The following is a 19,199-nucleotide window of genomic DNA, read 5'->3' on the forward strand; positions in this document are numbered from 1 at the left end:
TCTCGCTACGCTCTACCCACCCTCCGCTACTTTGCTTTAGCGCGGCGCGCGCTTCGCGAGAATCCGCTGCAAGGTGCGGCGATGCATGTTCAGCCGCCGCGCGGTTTCCGAGACGTTGCGGTTGCACATCTCGTAGATGCGCTGGATGTGCTCCCAGCGCACGCGGTCGGCGGACATCGGATTTTGTGGTGGCTCGGATTTCTCCGTGCCGGTCGCAAGCAATGCAGCGATGACGTCGTCGGCATCGGCAGGCTTTGCGAGATAGTCGACCGCGCCCATCTTCACCGCAGTGACGGCGGTGGCGATATTGCCATAGCCGGTGAGCACGATGACGCGCGCGTCGGGCCGCTTGCGCTTCAGGGCCGAGACCACGTCAAGACCGTTGCCGTCGCCGAGGCGCAGATCGACCACAGCAAAGGCGGGTGCAGCCTTTGCGATCTGCGTCAACCCTTCCGCGACGGTGTCGCACGATGTCACGGCGAAGCCGCGCGTCTCCATGGCGCGGGCAAGGCGCTCAAGAAACGGCTTGTCATCCTCGACAATCAGAAGCGATCGGTCGGGATAATCGGAGAGCTGCACGGGGGCGGCCAAGGTGGAGATCTCTGTCATAGCTCCTCATTATATGGCGTTGCTGGTGCCCCCTGCCAAGACCACCAAAAGTCCCCTTCGGAAATGCGGCCTTACGCCGCTGAGCCTGACGAGGCTTCCGTCGTCACACTCTATCCTTTTGTTTGAGCGTCATCTTTTCGGTAAAACGATGCCGCGTTTTGCGGCCCAATGCGGCCCCGCGGGGCGAGATTAGCTCTAAATATCCGGCCTTTCGCCACGTTCATCCGCCTCGAATCGGTCGCGCGGCCATTCCAGCGAGACCACGGCGCCGTGATCGGGAAAGGTGCGATTGGCAAAGGCGACCTTGGCGCCGGTCCGCTCGAGCAGCGTACGTGCGATGAAGACGCCGAGTCCAAGGCCCGAATGGTCGCTCGAATGGCCGCCCGGTTCATCCTCGGCTCCACGGCGGCGCGACAGATAGGGCTCGCCGATGCGCTTCAGGATATCGGGCGCAAAGCCGGGCCCGTCGTCGGAGACCACGATCTCGACCGTCTCGCTATTCCACCAGGCATTCACCTCCACCGTCTCGCGCGCGAAGTCGACCGCGTTCTCCAGGATGTTGCCGATGCCATAAAGAATCGCCGGATTGCGCCAGCCGACCGGCTCCTTGGCGGCGGCGACCGCGATTCGCACCTTGATGGCGACGCCGAAATCGCGATGCGGCGCCACGATCTCCTCAATCAGGGTCGAGAGCTGCATGCGGTCGAACGGCGCGCCGCTCGACGAGAGCTGAGTGATTTTCGCCAGGATGTCGCGGCAGCGTTGCGCCTGCTCGCGCAGGGTCTTGATGTCGGCAGCAACGAGTTGATTCTCGTGCAGCGCCTTCTCCAGTTCGCGCGAGATCAGGACAATGGTCGAAAGCGGCGTGCCGAGTTCATGCGCGGCTGCGGCCGCCAGGCCATCGAGCTGGGTCAGATGCTGCTCGCGCGCCAGCACGAGCTCGGTGGCGGCGAGCGCGTCCGCGAGCTTGCGCGCCTCCTCGGTGACCTGGAAGGCGTAGAGGCTGGTGACGCCGATCGCCAGCACGATGGAGAGCCACACGCCGAGCAGGTAGATCGGCGGCAGGATCAGGGGTTCCTCGGCGTCCCAGGGCAGCGGCATGTAGAAGAACACCAGGACCGAGGCGCAGGCGACCGCGAGGCCGCCGAGCGCGATGGTTAGCCGGACCGGGAGCGCCGTCGCCGAGATCAGGACGGGTGCTAGAAACAGGAACGAGAACGGGTTCTGCAAGCCGCCGGTGAGAAACAACAGCGCCGCAAGCTCGATGATGTTGAGGGCAAGGAGCGCGGCGGCATAGACCGGCTCCAGCCGCTGCATCGGGTTGAAGGCGATCTGGAGGCCGAGATTGAGCAGCGCCGACAGGCCGACGATGGTGAGGCATGGAATAACGGGTAAGTCGAATTCCAGCCCCTGCAGCACGATGAAAATGGCAGCGAGCTGCCCCAGCACGGCAAGCCAGCGCAGCCGCAGAATCGTGTCCAGGCGCACGTGGCGCCGCGGGTGGCGGAAGTCGGAGGCGGCGATGTCGGTCATGCTGTGTAGTTTAGCTGCGCAGGTGCCCGATCACAAATTGCACGCTTTCGGAGGCAATGGAGTTGCGCTTATCGCCGCAATGGCCCAATGAACGGTCGTTATGAACGTCATCGACCAGGTTTCGCATTCGGTGCCTCCCGCCGACGCAACAGTGCCTGCGGCGATCGAGGTCGCGCATCTGACCAAGGTCTACAAGCAGACGCTTGCCGTCGATGACATCTCCTTTGCCATCGCGCGTGGCAGCACCACGGGGCTGTTGGGCGGCAACGGTGCCGGCAAGACCACGACGATTGCCATGATCATGGGGCTGGTGCTGCCGACCGCCGGCCGGGTCCGGGTGCTGGGCCACGAGATGCCGCGCGAGGCGGCTCGCGTGCTCGGGCGGATGAATTTCGAGAGCCCGTATGTGGATATGCCGACGCGGCTCACGGTGCGGCAGAACCTCACCATCTTCGGCCGGCTCTATGCGGTGGAGCACTTACGCGACCGCATCGCGCAACTGGCCGATGATCTCGACCTCAACGATTTCATCGACCGCGCCAATGGAAAGCTCTCGGCTGGGCAGAAGACCCGCGTGGCGCTCGCGAAGGCCCTGATCAACCAGCCCGAACTGCTCCTGCTCGACGAGCCGACCGCATCGCTCGACCCCGATACTGCGGACTGGGTGCGAGAGCATCTGGCGAATTATCGCAAGGCGCACCAGGCGACCATCCTGCTCGCCTCCCACAACATGCTGGAGGTCGAGCGCATGTGCGACCGCGTGATCATCATGAAACGCGGCCGCATCGTGGACGACGACAGTCCGGATGGCATCATGGCGCGCTACAACCGCGCGACGCTGGAGGAGGTGTTTCTCGACGTTGCGCGCGGCCGCGGCAGGGACGGCGCATCATGAGCGACCTGACGAGCGATCTGGCGCTGCATGGCGGGATCTCGTTCAACCGAATCGGCGCGATGATCCTGCGCTATTGGTACCTGCTGCTGTCGTCCTGGCCGCGCTTGCTGGAGCTCGCGTACTGGCCGGTGCTGCAGGTCATCACCTGGGGCTTCCTGCAGTCCTATCTTGCCCAGAACGCCAATTTCTTTGCCCGCGCCGGCGGCACGCTGATCGGCGCGGTGATTCTGTGGGATATTCTGTTCCGCGGCCAGCTCGGCTTTTCCATCTCGTTTCTGGAGGAAATGTGGGCGCGCAACCTCGGCAACCTCATGATGAGCCCGCTGAAGCCGATCGAGTTCTTGATCGCGCTGATGGCGATGAGCCTGATCCGGCTTGCCATCGGCGTCATCCCGATGGTCGGGCTGGCGCTATTTCTGTTCCACTTCAATTTCTTTGGACTCGGCCTGCCGTTGATCGCCTTCTTCTGCAATCTGATCTTCACCAGCTGGGCGGTCGGCATCTTCGTCTCGGGGCTCGTGCTGCGCCATGGGCTTGGCGCCGAGAGCATCGTCTGGACGCTGATGTTCGCGCTGATGCCGCTCGCCTGCGTTTATTATCCGGTGCACGTGTTGCCGCTCTGGCTGCAATACGTGTCCTGGTCGCTGCCGCCGACCTATGTGTTCGAGGGCATGCGGGCGCTTCTGATCGATCACGTCTTCCGGGCCGACCTGATGCTCTCAGCGCTCGTGATTAACGCCGCGCTGCTTGTGGCTTGCTTTGCAGCATTTCTTGCCCTTTTGCGCAGCGCACGCCGGCATGGATCGCTGCTCGGGGGTGGCGAATAAGTCACTTTCCCGTGGAATCTCGCGATCTTCGCTGGAAAAGGCCCGTAAATGTACCGATCTCTGCATTGACGCATTATTACGCATTCGGCAGTATTTTGCGTCGCAAAAGGGATACAGAATCATGCCCATTGGTGAGTTTGGCGGCGCACCTCCGTTAGCTGCTGAAGGCAGTCCGGCACTAACGACGCCCATGTACTGGATGTACGAGATGGCGCAGGCCTCGCTCAATCCGGCACGCGCGGTCTCGGATGCCACCAAGATCCTGTTTCAGAATCCCCTGAATCCCTGGTCGCACACCCAGTTCGGCAAGTCGATCGCGGCGGCCGCGGAGTTGTTCGAGCGTACCACGCGCCGTTACGGCAAGCCGGAATGGGGGCTGAACGACACCGAGGTTGCAGGCGTCCGCGTGCCGATCGAGGTGCGCAGCGTCTGGGAAAAGCCATTCTGCCGGCTCCTGCACTTCGATCGCAGGTTCACCCGTCCGCTGCGCCATCCGCAGCCGCGCGTGCTGATCGTAGCGCCGATGTCCGGCCATTACGCGACGCTGTTGCGCGGCACGGTGGAAGCCTTCCTGCCGACTCATGAAGTCTACATCACCGACTGGGCGGACGCCCGCATGGTGCCGCTGTCGGAAGGCCGTTTCGATTTGGACGATTACATCGATTATGTGATCGAGATGCTGCACGCGCTGGGCGGCAACATGCATGTGATCGCGGTGTGCCAGCCCTCAGTGCCTGTTGTCGCTGCGGTGTCGCTGATGGAAGCGCGGCATGATCCCTTCGTGCCTATCTCGATGACCTTGATGGGTGGCCCGATCGATACCCGCTGCAACCCGACCGCGGTCAACGATCTCGCCCAGGAGCGCGGCATCGAATGGTTCCGCAGCCATGTCATCACCAAGGTGCCGTTCCCGCATCCCGGCGTGATGCGTGACGTCTATCCGGGATTCCTGCAGTTGAATGGCTTCATCAGCATGAATCTCGACCGCCACATGGACGCGCACAAGAATCTGTTCCGCAATCTGGTGAAGGGCGACGGCGATCTCGTCGACAAGCATCGTGATTTCTACGACGAATATCTCGCGGTGATGGACCTGGCCGCCGAATATTACCTGCAGACGGTCGACACCGTTTTCGTCAAGCACTCCTTGCCGAAGGGTGAAATGACCCATCGCGGCACACTGGTCGATCCCTCGAAGGTGACGCGCGTTGCACTGATGACGGTGGAAGGCGAGAAGGACGACATTTCCGGCCTCGGGCAGACCGAAGCAACGCATCGTCTGTGCAGTTCGATCCCGCAACATCGTCGCGTGCACTATGTGCAGCCGGGCGTTGGACACTACGGCGTCTTCAATGGTTCCCGCTTCCGCTCGGAGATCGTGCCGCGCATCAATGATTTCATGATGTCGGCTGCGAATCCCAAGTCGAGATTGGCGTTGGCCGCCGAATAACGTTGCGAACGCTGGAATCATGCGTTGATCGCGCGAAACCGCGCCGAATCGCCACCACGGTTAAGCTCCTGATCCGGCGTCAGGAATGCTGGATTCGGGGTCTGACAAGGAATGAGTGTGGCCTCATCCTTTGGGGGCGCCAAAAACAGGTCTTTTTTGTCAAAATTTCCGATTTCGGGCCCATTTTGTAGGGGCTGACGGAGGGGGGAGGCCCTGTATATTGGGCAAATGATTTGTTTTTGCGCCGGGCGATTTCGCTGGCTTGGGATATGGCAGAATCCGGGCGAACTCCTGCCCCCCGGACTGACTGACATGGCCACTCGTGCGCTCCTGTATCGGCGCCCCTACGAACCTTCGACTCTCCTGATCAAGCATGGCTCGCAAGTCTTTGCGATCCGTGTGCGCCGGCATCGCCGTGCGCGTCGTTACACGCTGCGCATTCATCCTACTGATCGCGAAGCGATATTGACCATGCCGCCGCGAGGCACGATCGCGGAGGCGAAAGAGTTCGCGCAGCTGCATGGCGGCTGGATCGCCGCGCGTTTGGGACGTTTGCCAAAGGCCGCGCCGTTCCATCCGGGTGCCGTGGTGCCGTTGCGCGGCACGCCGCACCGGATCGTGCATCGGGCCGGCGAGCGCGGCACGGTGTGGACCGAGACGCGCGACAGCGGCGAGAAGATCCTTTGCGTCGCCGGTGGCTTCGATCACGTCGACCGGCGGGTGCATGATTACCTCAAGCGCGAGGCGCGGCGCGATCTGCAGAAGGCGGCGCAGATTTACGCAGCCGAGCTCGGCGTGCGCGTCAAACGGCTGTCGATTCGCGATCAATCGAGCCGCTGGGGCTCATGCACCTCGGCCGGCTCGCTTTCGTTCTCCTGGCGGCTCATCCTCGCGCCGCCTTACGTGCTCGACTATCTCGCGGCCCACGAGGTCGCGCATCTGGTCGAGATGAACCACTCGCCGCGGTTCTGGAAAGTGGTGGGCCGCATCTGCCCGTCACAGGAGCGGGCGAAGAAGTGGCTCGATACGTGCGGGAACGACCTGCACCGGTATGGGATCGAGGATTAGAGTGTTTTCGAGCGAAGTGGGGACCGGTTCGCGTGAAGAAAACGCGTCAAAACAAGAATCTAGAGCTCCGGTTCTGATTCAATCAGAACCGGAAATGCTCTAGCTGTCGTCGGAACGACAGTGTTGAAGCAGTCGCGCTTCCAACTATCGCCCGAAAAGCCGCTGAATAAGCCAGCCATCGAGCCCAGCATCAGCTTCGGGCCGTACTGCGGCGCGGGTTGGTGATGGCCGTCCGCTATTGTTGGCAGGTTGGGGCGCGGACGGCATTGCCGCCGATGACGTCGGCGCTGTGACTTGCGAGGCGATCTGGGCCAGCGTTGCCAGAGGGCCGGATGGCTGCACATTCGATGACGGCGCGTTCGGCAGGGGCGTCGGCTGTACGCCCTGGAGTGCGACGCGCATGAAGCGCGACCACACTTCGACCGGCAGGCCGCCGCCGGTGGTCTTCTTGGTCGGCGAGTTGTCGTCATTGCCGAGCCAGACGCCGGCTACCAGATGCGACGTGTAGCCGATGAACCAGGCGTCGCGGAAATCCTGGCTGGTGCCGGTCTTGCCGGCGGCCTGCCAGCCCTGGATCTCGGCCTTCCGCGCGGTGCCGGAGATCAGCGTCTGCTCCATCATGCTGTTCATCATCGCCACATTGCGCGGCTCGATCACCTGGTTCGGCTGTTCGGGCTGGCGCATGTAAAGCAGCTTGCCGTCCAGCGTCTTGATCCTGTTAACGACATGGGGCGAGACGACAAAGCCGCCGTTGGCGAAGGTCGCGTAGGCGCCGACCAACTCGGTGACGGAGACTTCCGAGGTGCCGAGCGCGATCGAGGCGTTGGGCTCGAGCTTTGAGGAGATGCCGAGCCGGTGCGCGGTGCGCACCACGTTCTTCGGTCCGACCTCGAGCCCCACCCGCACCGCGACCGTGTTGAGCGACATCGCAAGCGCCTGGGTCAGGGTGACCTGGCCGAAATATTCATGGCTGTAGTTCTCGGGTTTCCAGCCCTTCACATCGAGTGGCGCGTCGAGCCGCACCGTCTCGGGCGTGAGCCCCGACTCGATCGCGGTGAGGTATACGAACGGCTTGAATGCCGAGCCCGGCTGGCGCCTGGCGGTGACGGCGCGGTTGAACTGGCTCTCGGCATAATTGCGCCCGCCGACCATGGCGCGCACGGCCCCGTCAGGGGTCATTGCCACCAGCGCGCCCTGGCTGACATTGAACTTCAAGCTCTTTGCCGCGAGCTCGTCGATCACGGCGGCTTCGGCCGCGCTCTGCAGCTTGGGATCGATCGTGGTCTCGACCACGATGCTCTGCTCGATCTGGCCGACGAGGTCGTCCAGCACCTCGGAGATCCAGTCGGCGACATAGTTGACGGTGCCGGCACCGGCCGGCTTCACCGACTGGGCCGGATGGGCGCTCGCGGCTTCCGCCTGTGCCTCGGTGATGAATTTTGCCTCGGCCATTGCCGCGAGCACGGTTTTCGCACGGGCCTCTGCGCCTTCGGGGTTGCGGTTGGGCGCAAGGCGCGAGGGGGACTTGACGAGGCCGGCGAGCATCGCGGCTTCGCCAATGGTGACGTTCTTCGCCGACTTGCCGAAATAGCGCTGCGCGGCCGCCTCCACGCCATAGGCGCCGGAGCCGAAATAGACCCGGTTCAGATACAGCTCGAGGAGCTCGTTCTTGGAATATTTGCGCTCCAGCCACAGCGCGAGCTCGACCTCCTGCAGCTTGCGCAGCATGGTGCGCTCCTGGGTCAGGAACAGGTTCTTGGCGAGCTGCTGGGTCAGCGTCGAGCCGCCCTGCGAGACCCCGCGATGCAGGAGGTTTGTGACCGCCGCGCGCAAGATGCCAAAGGGGTCGATGCCGAAATGGGAATAGAAGCGGCGGTCCTCGATGGCGATGAAGGCTTTCGGCAAGTATGGCGGCAGGTCCTTCAGCGCGACGTTGGCGCCCGCCATCTCGCCGCGTTGCGCCAGCACGCTGCCGTCGACACCTGTGATCTCGATGGTCGGCGGGCGCTTCGGGATTTCCAGCGACTGGATCGGCGGCAGGTGCGCGCCGGCCCAGATCACCGCACCGATCACCGCGATGCCGGCCCACAGGCCGCACACCACGCCCCAATAGAGCAGGCGCGATAGGCTAGCGCCGCCGCGCGACTTGCTACGGCGCCTGTTGCTCACGTTGGAAGCCGGCTTTCGCTCACGCGGTGGGTCATCGTCATCAGGCTCCTCCTGCTTGCGCTTGGCAGAGGTCTTTTTCGGCGTGCTCATGGGCGAAGGAATGCGGTCTTCCGGGCTGAGCCGGATCGCGGCAAGCGACGCGCCGAGTCCGAATTGCGGCTCCTTGCGAGCGCCGCTCTTTTTCCGTCCCCACGCCATACGCAGCTCACGCCCACAAGACTCCCACAACACGCTAGCGGTGGGACTTTAAGGGCCGGTTACGCAAACCTTAACGCGGCATTAGGAGGTAGGGCGTCGCGTGATAGAACAGTGTCGGAAACGGGCTTTAAGGGAGAGCCGCATGGGCCATATCGATCCGACCAAGGAAGTTTTCGCAGAGTTCCGCGCCAATGATCGCCCGGGACCGATCCACATGCTCAACCTCGTGCGCTTGCGCACTGAGGCCGCCTATCCCGACGGCCGCAAGGCGAGCGGCGCGGAGGCCTACGCGGCCTATGGTCGCGAGAGCGGCCCGGTGTTTGCGCGGCTCGGCGGCAGGATCGTCTGGCAAGGCCGGTTCGAGCTGATGCTGATCGGTCCACGGGACGAGCGCTGGGACCATTGCTTCATCGCCGAATATCCCAGCGTCGGCGCCTTTGTCGAGATGATCCGCGATCCCGTCTATCGGGAAGCGGTCAAGCACCGCCAGGCGGGCGTGGAGGATTCGCGCTTGATCCGGTGCGGCGTGCTGCCGATTGGAAAGACGTTCGGGGAGATTCCGACCTAAAGCATGATCCGGAAAAGTGTGCAGCGGTTTTCCGAAAAGATCATGCTCAATCAAAGACCTAAAGCGCGATGACGATTCAACCAAATCTCATCGCGCTTTAGACGATCCGGCGCAAATTCTTCGGCACCGTCATTACTGGGTGGTCCGAACGACCAGACCCGGAATCTCGAGGTTCCGGGTTCGGTCCTGAAATCATGAATGCCCGGCACGAGGCCGGGCATCACGACTGCATATGAGGTCGGTTGGCGAAATTACCCCGCAGCCCCCGTATCCTCGATGATCGGGCCGAACAGCTCCCAGCGCTCGCCGTTGAAGCGCATCATCTGCAGCTGCTTGTTGACGCGGTAGTCGGTCGGCGAGGTGTTGGCCTTGATGCCGGGCAGTGCGATGTCGAGCACCACGTCCTTCAGGCTTGCCGCCTGCTTCATCACGTTCTCGCGCGTGAGGTCGTCGCCGCACTGCTTCAGCACATAGGCCAGGAGCTGCGAGGTCGAATAGCCATAGGTGTTGAAGTTCGAGTTCTTGTCGCCATCCGGATAGTACTTGGCCATGAAGTCGAAATAGCGCTTCAGGCCGGCGTCTTCCTTCCAGGTCGGATCGAGCGGATCCTTGCCGTAGTTGACGCTGATCACGCCCTTCGACGCATCAAGCCCCGCCGGCTGCATCACGGCGCCGACCGAGGTGGCGTTGATGTCGACGATGTGCACGGGGTGCCAGCCGAGCTCGAAGTTCTTCTTGATCGCCTGCGCCGCGAATTTCGGCGTGGAGGCACTGAAGAACAGGTCGGTGCCGGCCGCCTTCAGCTTCAGGATCTGCGAATCGATGGTCGGATCGGACACCTCGTAGGAGGCCTCCGCCACGATCATGCTGGCAGCCTTGTCGCCGAGCCCGGCCTTGATGCCGTTGAGGTAGTCCTTGCCCAGATCGTCATTCTGGTAGAGCACGCCGACCTTGGCGGTGGGATATTCCTTCAGAATGTACTGGCCGTAGATCCGCCCCTCGACGAAGTAATTGGGGTTGAAGCCCATGGTCCAGGGGAAGTTCTTCGGGTCAGTGAACTTCGATGCGCCGGTGGCGGCGAACAGCTGCGGCACCTTCTTGGCGTTGAGATATTTCTGCACGGCCGCATTCGACGGCGTGCCGATGATCTGGAACGTCAGCAACACCTCGTCGCCTTCGACCAGCTTGCGCACCTGCTCGACGGCCTTGGGTGGGCTATAGGCGTCGTCATACTGGATCAGATTGATCTTGCGGCCGTTGATGCCGCCCTGGTCGTTGATCATCTTGAAATACGCGGCCTGGGTCTTGCCGATCGAGGCATAGGCCGAGGCAGGTCCCGAGAACGGCACGGTCTGGCCGATCTTGATCTCGGTGTCGCTGGCGCCGGTGTCATATTTCTTCTGGGCGTAGGCCGAATTGGCCGACAGCGCGATGGTCAGCGCGGCGCCTGTCGCCAGACGGAAAAGTCCCTTGCTCATTGCAAAGCGTTCCTCTTTTTTGTGACGGTCATTCTTGTGGTGGCCGATGGTCTCCCCCTGAGGGCGCCACGGTTGGGCGGGATAGTGGAGGAGCGTTTTCCGCAATGCAAGATGGCGCCTGGCAGCTAAGACTAACGGAGCATGTGTCACGGCCCGCGCGCCCGCAGGTCGCGAAACGGGTGGCGCCCACCCCGCGCGGTCCTCAAAATGCATCCGACTGTCTGGAGATGGAAATGCCAATGAAAACAAAGGCAGCTCTGTCGTTCGGGCTCGGCCGCCTGGATACGCCGATCGGGGTGGCCCTGCTCGTGACCGATGCCGACCAGATCCTCTGTGCGCTGGACTGGGAAGATTATGAGTCGCGGATGCGAGAGCTGCTGCGGCTGCAGCATGGCGACGTCGTTCTGCAAGAACGGCCGGCGCCATCGGGCATCCGCAATGCGCTGTCGGCCTATTTCGGGGGTGATCTCGCCGCGCTTGGCGCGATCAAATGGCGGCTCGGCGGCACGCCGTTCCAGCGCAAGGTGTGGGCGGCGCTTGCGGATATTCCGGCCGGCACGACCATGAGCTATGGCGCGCTCGCCGCGCAACTCGGCAGCCCCAGAGCGATGCGGGCGGTCGGACACGCCAACGGCGCCAACCCGATCAGCGTCGTCATTCCCTGCCATCGCCTGATCGGCGCCGATGGTTCGCTGGTCAAATATGGTGGCGGCCTGCATCGCAAGCGCTGGCTGCTCGCCCATGAGGGCGTGGCGTTCGAGGCTGTTGCAAGCCGAACCAGAACAGCGAGACAGGCGTGACGGAGCTTGCGCTTGGAAGCGGAAGCCGGAACCGTCTGCCGCTATCTCCGCAGTGGCTTGGCCGATTCCGGACGCAGATAGTCAATCGTAGATCAGCTTGCATGCTCTTCAACTCACCCACGCGGCGGAACCTCCCGGGAGCGATGGGGACTGCGGCACAAGCGCGCGCTTAATGAGCGTTTAACGCTTTTGAGCAACAGATAGGCCACCAGCGCGAACTGACATCTTAGTAGAAATGCGGCTCCGTCCCCGGGGAGGGGAATTGCATGGGACTGCTTCTCGTTGGCGTGCTTGCTGGAATCGTGATCGGCTTTGCCTGGCTTTCCCCGTCACAGGGTCATTTCCAGGGATGCATGTTCCAGTGGCAGGGCTGTCACGACCAAGTTGCGGCCAGCGAGCCGGCCACGTCCCAAGGAGCGGACCAAGGAACGCACCAGGGAACGCGACACGTCGCGCCGCGAAGACCGGATTCTCCGACGGCTCACGCGGAGTCTCTGCTGGCATCGAAACGTGCCCGCCGCGCATCTGCCAAACACTGGGCCGCTCTCGCCAAGCAGGCGGCCGAGCCCGCGGGAATCAAAGTCTCCTCAGCCGAGCGTCGGCAAGCTGCAGCGTCGGATCCCGTCCTGGACAGGGCGAAAGCCTCGATCGCGGCGAAGATGGAAGATCCGACGTCAGCCGAGTTCAGTGACATGGATCGCGCGTATAGAAAGAACACATTCGGGCGGGCCACCGACACCATCTGCGGTCACGTCCGAGGGAAGAATGCGTCAGGCGGGGATACCGGCGAGAGACCATTTCTATATCTCGTGAAGGAGGATGATGCATACGTCGTCGACGGCAAGCCTGACTCGGCGGCGGCGATCGCGTATCGGAATATCTGTAAATAGCGCTTGATCCGGCAGCGCGGATATTTCTCGAAACATCGCGTCCTGCGCCGGATGGAATTCTGCGGAAAGAATTTCCGCCCCCACTCAAGATCGATCCTGGTAACGCCCGGGCCGCGGCCCATGCCCGGGCGTCGACGGCATCATCTCGATTGGAAACTTCGGCGGCGGCGTGCAGCGCCGGTGCCGGAGGTCGGCCGTTCAAAAATGCGGACTTGCAGGTTGCGGGGTAGCTCAGCAGTTTTCTGTATTTAGGGGATAACAATGGACGGTATAGTCAACTCCGCAGAGCGGCTTGACGCATCGCTGCAGTTGCCGGCGCTGGTGCTCATCGAGCCGCTTACTCTGACGCGGACCTGCATTCTGAATATCCTCAGGCGGGAGTTGCTCGGGCTCGATATCATCGACATCGCGACAACGGACGACCTCCATTGCGCGTCGGGACGGGATATACGCCTGGTCGCGCTGGGCATTGGAGACAAGTCTGTTGGCGATTCCTCCGTCGAGGACGATCTTGCGTTGCTGGTGGATTATTGCTCGGGCGCGTCGGTCGCGCTGCTCTCGAATCGCGAAGACGAGGATACCGCGCTCGCGGCGATGCACCGGGGTGTTCGCGGCTTCTTTCCAAGTTCGCTTCCGGTCGAAGTCGTCGTTGCGGGCTTGCGTCTTGTGCTCGCCGGCGGCGTCTACAGGCCGCTTCCTGTCATCGGACTGGCCGGGACGAGCGGCCCCGAACAATCGTGTCCCCGCATGCCGCCGCCTGGCTGTCCTGTCAACGGCGCCGAGAAAGGCGCGGCCGAGAAAAATGCGACCGACTTCACGCCGCGCGAACAACAAGTGCTCGCCGAGCTCGAACTTGGTCTTCCAAACAAGGTGATTGCGGCCAAGCTCAATCTCTCGGAAAACACCGTCAAAATGCACGTCCATCACATCATGCGAAAATGCGCCGCCCGCAATCGCACCCAGGCCGTTCTCCACTGGAGCGGCAGGTTGACCCATCATGGCCGCGACACCGGCGCGAGCGGATCTTCGCTTCCTGAAGTGGAGATCGATGTGCGGCCCCGGCTCAGTCCTCGCGGAAAGCCCTGTTGAAGCTGTCCATCAGCGGCCGCAAGGCGTAGAGTGCGACGGTCGTGTGCCCCGTTGTGATGAAGACCTGCGTCGGCATTCCAGGAATGATGTTAATATGGTGTTCGGCGATCCGCGGGTCTTCCACGCGAATCTTCGCCGAGTAATAGGGCTGGTCGGTACGTTTGTCGACAAGACGGTCGGCGGATACGTGCGCCACCGTGCCCTTGAGGCGCGGTACGCGACGCTGATTGTAGGGGATCAGGTGGACCTCTGCCTGGAGGCCAGGATAGACCACATCGATGTCCTCAGGCCTGAGTCGCGCGGTCACGATCAGTCGATCCTGCCGCGGCACCAGATCGAGGAGCGGCGCACCGGCCGCGATCACGCCGCCGGGCGTATGAATCCGCAGCTCGGTCACGATACCGTCCTCAGGGGCCTTGATCTCGGTTCGGGATAGCTGATCCTCGGCCGAAAGCAGCTTCTCGCTCAGTTGAAATTTCTGGTTTTGTGCCTCACGCAGCGACTGGGCGATGTCGTTCTGCCGGTCGCTCTCGAGCTTGAAGCGCGTTGCCTTGGATTCGTTGATGACCTGTTCGGCACGCGAGATCTGCGCTGCGACTTCACCCCGGCGCCCCTCGATGTCTGCCATTTCGCGTTGCAGGCTGAGCAGACGGGGGCGCCGTTCGAGCCCCTTCTCGACAAGGGTCGAAACCATCTCCAGTTCATCGCTGACAATGGCCGACCGCTGCGCGGCTGCGGCGCCTTGCGCCTTCAGCCCCTGAATCTCCTCCATGATCTCGGCTTTCTTCTGATCGATGATGGCGAGCTGAGATGTGAAGACTTCATGCCGCGTCTGATAGATGTGTCGTTGTGCGCTGAGGAGGGACGCGGCCGCGGCGTTCTGCTCCGCCAGCGCCTGCAGTCCAGCTGGAAACGACACCCGATCGCGCTCTTGCTGTTCGGCGAGCAGCCTTGCCTCGCGTGCCATGGCGTCCCACAGTTGAGCTCGAAGGCTCTCGACCTCGGCACGGGTTCGGGTGTCGTCCAGCTCGATCAATGTCTGTCCGGTCTGCACAACGTCGCCGTCGGCGACCAGGATAGCCCTCACGATCCCGCCTTCGAGATGTTGGATCGTCTTTCGGCTCGATTCCGGTTCCACGACGCCAGAAGCAATTGCCGCGCTTTCAAGTGGCGCGAAGCTCGACCAGATTCCCAGCCCGAGCACAAAGCAGAGCACCAGGAGATTTCCGGTCAGGGTGACGCCACGAAGCGCGGTGCGGGGCGAAGCCGGCGTCGGGCTGGAGCACCATGGAAATTCAAGCGGTTCGAAGTCGTCGATCGCGGCGATCACCGTCCCGAACCGAGGCCCGGGCACGAGATGAGGCGAGGGCGCCTGCGTATCGGCTTCCTGGGTCATGGGACAGCTGGCTCCAGCGACGCACCGACGGCTCCGCCCGGCTCATCCTGCATGACCTGCGATGGCATTTGTGATGGGACCTGCGGCCGGCTCAGATGCCGCTCAAAGATTTCCTCGCTCGCGCCGAACGCGAGCATCGTGCCGCCCTGCATGATGGCAATCTTGTCCGTGGCCGCGAGGATGCCCATTCGGTGCGTGATGACGACCACCGTGGTATTGGTGATTTTCATCTGCTCAATGGCATCGAGCAGCACACGCTCGCCCACATAGTCGAGGCTCGAGTTGGGCTCATCGAGCACCACCAGACGCGGTTCTCCGAACATGGCACGGGCAAGACCGAGACGCTGGCGGTAGCCGCGCGAAAAGCCGAATCCGCCGTTGGGAACGGCAGTGTCATACGCTTCAGGCATGTGCATGATGGTGTCGTGGATTCCGGCAAGCTTTGCCGCCTCGACGAGTTTGGCCGGATCGGTGTCATCGAGCCTGCCAATATTGTCCTTTATTGTTTCCCCGAACAGATTGATGTCCTGCGGTAGATATCCGAGGTAACGGCCGCGTTGCCCTTCGCGCAACATCGAGACGTCGACCTTGTCCAGCAGGACGCGCCCCCCTGTGGGTGAGGATATTCCGGCGATAATCTGGCCGAGCACCGACTTGCCTGAGCCTGACGAACCGATGATGCCCAGGCATTCCCCGGGCGCCAGACGGAACGAAACATTCTTGAGCAGGAAGTGACCGGCCTGCCGCAACTCGAGGCTGACATTGTCGACGACGAGGTCGCCTCGCGGCCACTCCGGCCGAATGCCGGGATCTTCCGCAGCAGGGCAATTGGCAGCGAGCATGCCGTCGAGCTTCCGATAGGCTTCCAGAGCCGTCGTCAGGGCTTTCCACGCTGTCACTGCACCTTCCACGGGGGCGATTGCGCGGCTGAACAGCAGTGACGAAGCAAAAATGATGGCGGGATTGCTGCCGTAGTCGACGACGAGCCACGCGGCTGCGCCCATGATCAGGACTTGCGCCAGCGCGCGTATCGGCTTGGCAAGGAGCATGATGATTTCGGACCGCTGCTGGGCCAGGTCCTGTTCGTTTCGTGCGTCCAGCGCTGCCTGCTGGATCTGGCGGGCGGCGCCATCGAACATCCCCATGGTCCGGATCATGTGAATATTGGCAACTGCTGTCGCAAGCCGGCCATAGCTTCTGGACAGCGCCGTACCAGATCTTGCCAGCGCATCTTCGGTCAGCAGTCCGCTCGCTAGTGTCAGCCCGAATGAGACCAGCACGCTGCAGGCGGCAATCATCCCCAGTAAGGGGTGCACGAGAAAAAGGACGATGAGGAAGAGAGGTGCCCACAGCGCGTCGAACAGCATCGGGGACGCGCTGGATTCCATAAACTGACGGAGAACGGTAAGGTGCCGATAGGCCTCCGGTGCGCGCGAAGGATCACCGCGGAAGGCGCATTCGAGGGAAGCCGATAACACGTTGGGACGAAGGCGGTCCTCGAACCATGCGCCAAGCCGGCCCAGGACGACACGGCGCAATGCGTCGAGTATCCCTCCGATGACGACGGTGAAGGCCACGATCAGGGTGAGCAGCATCAGCGTGGCGCCGCTGCGGCTCGACAGGACACGATCGTAGATCTGGAGCAGGTAGATCGAGGGGGCAAAGAGCAGCAGATTGTAGCTGCAGCTATAGGCGAACACGAGGGCAAGCGGGCCTGCGCAGGTCCAAAGCGCCGCCTGCAGCGGTGTCTTTGGCGGCGGTACGATGTTTAACCGGAGGAACGGGATCGGCATTGTCGTCACCGCGAGACGTTACACTTCGCTCGACCGTCAATCCGACGCGGCGACAGATCAACCGGCGCCAAATGGACCGGCGGCTGATGCCGCCGGTCTTCGCCCGCCGGACAGGCCAGCGATCAGATGGAAATTTCGGGCTGGATGTCCACGTTTCCGCCCAACGCCAGGTTGCCATCGCCACCATAGCCGCCGATGCCGGCCATCACGTCCTGGTGCTGGTCGACCCAGAGAGTGTTGTCCTGGGTGGCCGTCGTATTGGCATAGACCTTGGACGTGTCGTGGCCGCTCTTCGAGCTCTGATCGCCGTCCGAGTTGGCGTTGGCATAAGCCTTCGACCACTTCTCGCCTTCTGCGCTCGCCTTGCCGGCGTCCCAATAGGCTTTTTGATCGACGTGATCGCCGGTCTTGACCGAGACGCTGGCGCCGGTCGCTGTATTGGATGGATCGAAGCTGAGCGTCGGCGCATTCACGACATATCCCTTGAAACTGCCCTCGCCACCGTTTCCGGCGCTGTTGCCGCCGGTATCTATCGACTTGAAATGGATCGAGTCAGAAATGCTGATTGATGGTTTTGCATAGGTCATGCGAGCCTCCGTGTTGGGTTCACGAGTCATCCACGAGTTGCAGATGACAGGTTTACGCGGCGGAGTTTGGTCCGCGCGCGATTGAGCGCGATAGATGCCAAATGGAATGCTATCCTTGTGATGGGTTACACCCGAAAGGCTGTATGCCTCATGCGCGGTTTTATGATCGTGCCGTGGCGAAGGGACATGCGGAGCGCCGAGGCATTCAGGCATGCCTCATTGCAGGCGTGGCGTCCGTGTGAGCGATTGTGCCCTTATGCGACCAGATGGAGATCAGACAGAAGGTGCGCAGCGACATCGCCTCCCAGCGCGAGGTTGCCGTGGCCGCCGTCGCCGCCGATCCCGGCGATCTGGGTCGCACTCTGGTCGATATGCACGTTATTGACCTGGTCGGCCTCCGCCGTGGCGTGGGGACCCGCGATCGCAATGTTGATCGGCGCATAGATCGCGATGCTGATGTCGACAAGGCTGCCCGAAAAATGGCCGTTGCCGCCATTGCCGGCGCCGTTGCCGCCGGTTGCGATCGCGTCGGAGCCGCCGGCCTGCCCCGACAAGAGGATGCCGCTGCTGCCGCCGACGGCGAGGTTGTCGCTGCCGCCATGGCCTCCTATGCCGGCTGTTTGCGAGGACGACTGATCCAGGTTCACGTTGTTGGTCTGGATTGCGTACGTGCTGGAATTGTAGCCCGCGATGGCGATATTGACGGGATCATAGAGCACGAAGGACGCATGGACGAGCCCGCCATAGGCATAGCCATCGCCGCCGTTGCCGGCCTGGTTGCCGCCGCTCTGAATCATCTCGCCGCCCGACGACGAGCCCGATCCGATTGTCGTCACGTCGCCGCCGATGGCGGCGTTGCCGTTACCACCGCTGCCGCCGACGCCTGCGATCTGAATGGCCGATTGATCGATCTGGACTGTATTCGATTGAGAAGCTTCGGCGATCCCACCGGGACCGGCCACCGCGATGTCGACCGGATGGTAAATCACGATGGGAGCATCCAGCAATACGCCGGAAAAGCTGCCATTGCCGCCATTGCCGGCGTTGTTGCCGCCCGTTGCGACCGGCTCGGAGGCGAGCGAGGAAAGGCTGGCATTTCCTCCCGAGGCGATATTCCCGTCGCCACCATTGCCGCCGATACCGGCCATCTGCAGCGCCGACTGATTGAAGCTCGCATTGTTGGTCTGCTCGGCCAGTGCCGTGGAATCATATCCCGCCGCGACGCTGATATTGATCGGTTCATAGATGATCATCGAGGCGTGAATGATACCTCCATAGAAATAGCCGTTGCCGCCGTTGCCGGCCGTGTTGGCTCCGCTATCGATTGCAACCGGGCCCGGGCTGGCCATTCCCGAGCCTGATGCTGGCTCAAGAGCTGAAATGCTTCCCCCCGCCGCCAAATCGCCATTTCCACCATGGCCGCCAATGCCCGCCATCTGAACGGCATGTTGATCGATCTGAACGGCATTGGTCTGATGCGCGTCGGCGTGACCGTGCGCGGTCGCATACGCGGCATTGACCGGACTGACGTAGGCGGCCGGGGAGTTCATCACCAGACCGGAGAAAAAGCCGCCGCCACCATCGCCGGCGCTGTCGTCGCCCGTGTCGATTGCGGAATGGTGCGTTGTGTCGTGCCGCCCCGGGGCAGTCATGCCATGGCCATCATGCCCGTGATAGGGCTGATGATGCAGCCGGATTCCATCCGACAGCTGCCAGAAATTCATGGTCGCTCTCCTGATCGCGATCGCGTCCCGCGCAGGCCGCCGGGTCATTCCGACCTGAAGCCGAAATCTCCTCCTTGGTCAGTGAAAAGCCGAGTCGTCAATTCGGGTGTAGCTTTCGGTGAGCA

At 62.5% G+C, this 19,199-nt stretch carries 16 protein-coding genes; 8 read left to right on the forward strand and 8 right to left on the reverse strand.

From position 1 onward, the window contains the following. Nucleotides 1-36 precede the first annotated feature (36 nt). Together A3AI_RS0115580 and A3AI_RS0115585 are read right to left on the reverse strand one after the other, a co-directional pair. Nucleotides 37-609: an ActR/PrrA/RegA family redox response regulator transcription factor gene (locus tag A3AI_RS0115580; RefSeq protein WP_156927796.1), complete on the reverse strand. Its 573-nt coding sequence runs from the start codon at nt 607-609 to the stop codon at nt 37-39. Nucleotides 610-804: 195 nt separating this feature from the next. Further along, nucleotides 805-2,142, reverse strand: a complete 1,338-nt coding sequence (locus tag A3AI_RS0115585) for an ActS/PrrB/RegB family redox-sensitive histidine kinase (RefSeq protein ID WP_024516480.1) — start codon at nt 2,140-2,142, stop codon at nt 805-807. A 100-nt stretch (nt 2,143-2,242) separates the two neighbouring features. Between A3AI_RS0115585 and A3AI_RS0115590 the strand changes: the two genes are divergently transcribed. The 4 genes from A3AI_RS0115590 to A3AI_RS0115605 all read left to right on the forward strand — a co-directional run bounded on the left by A3AI_RS0115590 (nt 2,243) and on the right by A3AI_RS0115605 (nt 6,382). Continuing rightward, nucleotides 2,243-3,037: an ABC transporter ATP-binding protein gene (locus A3AI_RS0115590; RefSeq protein WP_024516481.1), complete on the forward strand. Its 795-nt coding sequence runs from the start codon at nt 2,243-2,245 to the stop codon at nt 3,035-3,037. Further along, nucleotides 3,034-3,864 carry an ABC transporter permease gene (locus tag A3AI_RS0115595; protein ID WP_024516482.1) on the forward strand — a complete coding sequence of 277 codons (831 nt, stop codon included), beginning with the start codon at nt 3,034-3,036 and terminating at the stop codon, nt 3,862-3,864. The genes A3AI_RS0115590 and A3AI_RS0115595 overlap by 4 nt, the downstream gene beginning before the upstream one ends. A 121-nt stretch (nt 3,865-3,985) precedes the next feature. After that, entirely contained in the window at nt 3,986-5,314 is a 1,329-nt protein-coding gene (locus A3AI_RS0115600; RefSeq protein ID WP_024516483.1) for a polyhydroxyalkanoate depolymerase, read from the forward strand. Between the two features lie 228 nt (nt 5,315-5,542). Further along, nucleotides 5,543-6,382 carry a M48 family metallopeptidase gene (locus tag A3AI_RS0115605; protein ID WP_024516484.1) on the forward strand — a complete coding sequence of 280 codons (840 nt, stop codon included), beginning with the start codon at nt 5,543-5,545 and terminating at the stop codon, nt 6,380-6,382. Between the two features lie 144 nt (nt 6,383-6,526). Here A3AI_RS0115605 and A3AI_RS0115610 read toward each other — a convergent pair whose 3' ends face one another. Then, on the reverse strand, nt 6,527-8,749 hold the full coding sequence (locus A3AI_RS0115610) for a transglycosylase domain-containing protein (protein WP_024516485.1): 2,223 nt from the start codon (nt 8,747-8,749) through the stop codon (nt 6,527-6,529). A 142-nt stretch (nt 8,750-8,891) separates the two neighbouring features. Between A3AI_RS0115610 and A3AI_RS0115615 the strand changes: the two genes are divergently transcribed. Beyond that, a complete protein-coding gene (locus tag A3AI_RS0115615; RefSeq protein WP_024516486.1) occupies nt 8,892-9,317 on the forward strand; it encodes a DUF1330 domain-containing protein in 426 nt (141 codons plus the stop codon). Between the two features lie 251 nt (nt 9,318-9,568). Here A3AI_RS0115615 and A3AI_RS0115620 read toward each other — a convergent pair whose 3' ends face one another. Beyond that, the gene (locus tag A3AI_RS0115620; RefSeq protein WP_024516487.1) at nt 9,569-10,795 is read right to left on the reverse strand and encodes an ABC transporter substrate-binding protein; all 1,227 of its coding nucleotides are present in this window, start codon (nt 10,793-10,795) and stop codon (nt 9,569-9,571) included. A gap of 233 nt (nt 10,796-11,028) precedes the next feature. Between A3AI_RS0115620 and A3AI_RS0115625 the strand changes: the two genes are divergently transcribed. The 3 genes from A3AI_RS0115625 to A3AI_RS0115635 all read left to right on the forward strand — a co-directional run bounded on the left by A3AI_RS0115625 (nt 11,029) and on the right by A3AI_RS0115635 (nt 13,574). Beyond that, complete coding sequence (locus A3AI_RS0115625) at nt 11,029-11,595, forward strand: methylated-DNA--[protein]-cysteine S-methyltransferase (protein WP_024516488.1); 567 nt, start codon at nt 11,029-11,031, stop codon at nt 11,593-11,595. A gap of 266 nt (nt 11,596-11,861) precedes the next feature. After that, nucleotides 11,862-12,485: a hypothetical protein gene (locus tag A3AI_RS49330; RefSeq protein ID WP_245286899.1), complete on the forward strand. Its 624-nt coding sequence runs from the start codon at nt 11,862-11,864 to the stop codon at nt 12,483-12,485. Between the two features lie 261 nt (nt 12,486-12,746). Further along, entirely contained in the window at nt 12,747-13,574 is an 828-nt protein-coding gene (locus tag A3AI_RS0115635) for a helix-turn-helix transcriptional regulator (RefSeq protein ID WP_024516490.1), read from the forward strand. Here A3AI_RS0115635 and A3AI_RS0115640 read toward each other — a convergent pair. The 4 genes from A3AI_RS0115640 to A3AI_RS0115655 form a co-directional block, all read right to left on the reverse strand. After that, nucleotides 13,549-14,970: an HlyD family type I secretion periplasmic adaptor subunit gene (locus A3AI_RS0115640; RefSeq protein ID WP_024516491.1), complete on the reverse strand. Its 1,422-nt coding sequence runs from the start codon at nt 14,968-14,970 to the stop codon at nt 13,549-13,551. The two genes, A3AI_RS0115635 and A3AI_RS0115640, sit on opposite strands and share 26 nt — an antisense overlap. Next, the gene (locus tag A3AI_RS0115645; protein ID WP_063615474.1) at nt 14,967-16,763 is read right to left on the reverse strand and encodes a type I secretion system permease/ATPase; all 1,797 of its coding nucleotides are present in this window, start codon (nt 16,761-16,763) and stop codon (nt 14,967-14,969) included. The genes A3AI_RS0115640 and A3AI_RS0115645 overlap by 4 nt, the downstream gene beginning before the upstream one ends. A gap of 122 nt (nt 16,764-16,885) precedes the next feature. Next, nucleotides 16,886-17,563 carry a hypothetical protein gene (locus tag A3AI_RS0115650; protein WP_245286900.1) on the reverse strand — a complete coding sequence of 226 codons (678 nt, stop codon included), beginning with the start codon at nt 17,561-17,563 and terminating at the stop codon, nt 16,886-16,888. A gap of 41 nt (nt 17,564-17,604) precedes the next feature. Continuing rightward, nucleotides 17,605-19,074, reverse strand: coding sequence for a hypothetical protein (locus A3AI_RS0115655; protein ID WP_245286901.1), 1,470 nt, complete (start codon nt 19,072-19,074; stop codon nt 17,605-17,607). Nucleotides 19,075-19,199: the final 125 nt, after the last annotated feature.

Origin of the sequence: Bradyrhizobium sp. Tv2a-2 (genome assembly GCF_000472425.1) — a bacterium.
Classification (GTDB): Bacteria; Pseudomonadota; Alphaproteobacteria; order Rhizobiales; family Xanthobacteraceae; genus Bradyrhizobium.

Bases quoted from the DNA above. Each gene is read 5' to 3' on its own strand.
- A3AI_RS0115645 (WP_063615474.1), bottom strand. From the start codon at position 16,763: ATGCCGATCCCGTTCCTCCGGTTAAACATCGTACCGCCGCCAAAGACA.
- A3AI_RS49330 (WP_245286899.1), top strand. From the start codon at position 11,862: ATGGGACTGCTTCTCGTTGGCGTGCTTGCTGGAATCGTGATCGGCTTT.
- A3AI_RS0115610 (WP_024516485.1), bottom strand. From the start codon at position 8,749: ATGGCGTGGGGACGGAAAAAGAGCGGCGCTCGCAAGGAGCCGCAATTC.
- A3AI_RS0115615 (WP_024516486.1), top strand. From the start codon at position 8,892: ATGGGCCATATCGATCCGACCAAGGAAGTTTTCGCAGAGTTCCGCGCC.
- A3AI_RS0115600 (WP_024516483.1), top strand. From the start codon at position 3,986: ATGCCCATTGGTGAGTTTGGCGGCGCACCTCCGTTAGCTGCTGAAGGC.
- A3AI_RS0115595 (WP_024516482.1), top strand. From the start codon at position 3,034: ATGAGCGACCTGACGAGCGATCTGGCGCTGCATGGCGGGATCTCGTTC.
- A3AI_RS0115635 (WP_024516490.1), top strand. From the start codon at position 12,747: ATGGACGGTATAGTCAACTCCGCAGAGCGGCTTGACGCATCGCTGCAG.
- A3AI_RS0115605 (WP_024516484.1), top strand. From the start codon at position 5,543: ATGATTTGTTTTTGCGCCGGGCGATTTCGCTGGCTTGGGATATGGCAG.
- A3AI_RS0115585 (WP_024516480.1), bottom strand. From the start codon at position 2,142: ATGACCGACATCGCCGCCTCCGACTTCCGCCACCCGCGGCGCCACGTG.
- A3AI_RS0115590 (WP_024516481.1), top strand. From the start codon at position 2,243: ATGAACGTCATCGACCAGGTTTCGCATTCGGTGCCTCCCGCCGACGCA.
- A3AI_RS0115580 (WP_156927796.1), bottom strand. From the start codon at position 609: ATGACAGAGATCTCCACCTTGGCCGCCCCCGTGCAGCTCTCCGATTAT.
- A3AI_RS0115650 (WP_245286900.1), bottom strand. From the start codon at position 17,563: ATGCCTGAATGCCTCGGCGCTCCGCATGTCCCTTCGCCACGGCACGAT.
- A3AI_RS0115620 (WP_024516487.1), bottom strand. From the start codon at position 10,795: ATGAGCAAGGGACTTTTCCGTCTGGCGACAGGCGCCGCGCTGACCATC.
- A3AI_RS0115655 (WP_245286901.1), bottom strand. From the start codon at position 19,074: ATGAATTTCTGGCAGCTGTCGGATGGAATCCGGCTGCATCATCAGCCC.
- A3AI_RS0115625 (WP_024516488.1), top strand. From the start codon at position 11,029: ATGCCAATGAAAACAAAGGCAGCTCTGTCGTTCGGGCTCGGCCGCCTG.
- A3AI_RS0115640 (WP_024516491.1), bottom strand. From the start codon at position 14,970: ATGACCCAGGAAGCCGATACGCAGGCGCCCTCGCCTCATCTCGTGCCC.